This window comes from Streptomyces camponoticapitis (genome assembly GCF_014646115.1).
GTDB classification, from domain to species: Bacteria; Actinomycetota; Actinomycetes; order Streptomycetales; family Streptomycetaceae; genus Streptomyces; species Streptomyces camponoticapitis.
The window spans coordinates 1-1,296 of record NZ_BMMV01000066.1; the positions used below are offsets into that span (position 1 = coordinate 1).

Genomic DNA, 1,296 nt, shown 5'->3' on the forward strand with positions numbered 1-1,296 from the left:
CGGTCAACTCCACACCTCACAGTGCTTCCATATCCGGCCTATCAACCCAGTCGTCTACTGGGAGCCTTACCCCATCAAGTGGGTGGGAGTCCTCATCTCGAAGCAGGCTTCCCGCTTAGATGCTTTCAGCGGTTATCCCTCCCGAACGTAGCCAACCAGCCATGCCCTTGGCAGAACAACTGGCACACCAGAGGTTCGTCCGTCCCGGTCCTCTCGTACTAGGGACAGCCCTTCTCAAGACTCCTGCGCGCGCAGCGGATAGGGACCGAACTGTCTCACGACGTTCTAAACCCAGCTCGCGTACCGCTTTAATGGGCGAACAGCCCAACCCTTGGGACCGACTCCAGCCCCAGGATGCGACGAGCCGACATCGAGGTGCCAAACCATCCCGTCGATATGGACTCTTGGGGAAGATCAGCCTGTTATCCCCGGGGTACCTTTTATCCGTTGAGCGACGGCGCTTCCACAAGCCACCGCCGGATCACTAGTCCCGACTTTCGTCCCTGCTCGACCCGTCGGTCTCACAGTCAAGCTCCCTTGTGCACTTACACTCAACACCTGATTACCAACCAGGCTGAGGGAACCTTTGGGCGCCTCCGTTACTCTTTAGGAGGCAACCGCCCCAGTTAAACTACCCATCAGACACTGTCCCTGATCCGGATCACGGACCCAGGTTAGACATCCAGCACGACCAGAGTGGTATTTCAACGACGACTCCACCTGAACTGGCGTCCAAGCTTCAAAGTCTCCCACCTATCCTACACAAGCCGAACCGAACACCAATATCAAACTGTAGTAAAGGTCCCGGGGTCTTTCCGTCCTGCTGCGCGAAACGAGCATCTTTACTCGTAGTGCAATTTCACCGGGCCTATGGTTGAGACAGTCGAGAAGTCGTTACGCCATTCGTGCAGGTCGGAACTTACCCGACAAGGAATTTCGCTACCTTAGGATGGTTATAGTTACCACCGCCGTTTACTGGCGCTTAAGTTCTCAGCTTCGCCACACCGAAATGTGACTAACCGGTCCCCTTAACGTTCCAGCACCGGGCAGGCGTCAGTCCGTATACATCGCCTTACGGCTTCGCACGGACCTGTGTTTTTAGTAAACAGTCGCTTCTCGCTGGTCTCTGCGGCCACCCCCAGCTCAGAGTGCAAGACTCATCACCAGAAATGGCCCCCCTTCTCCCGAAGTTACGGGGGCATTTTGCCGAGTTCCTTAACCATAGTTCACCCGAACGCCTCGGTATTCTCTACCTGACCACCTGAGTCGGTTTAGGGTACGGGCCGCCATGAAACT

At 56.0% G+C, this 1,296-nt stretch carries 1 rRNA gene; it reads right to left on the bottom strand.

Going from position 1 to position 1,296, the window contains the following annotated elements:
- Nucleotides 1–1,296, bottom strand: a 23S ribosomal RNA gene (locus tag IEY79_RS37055); the annotation flags it as partial.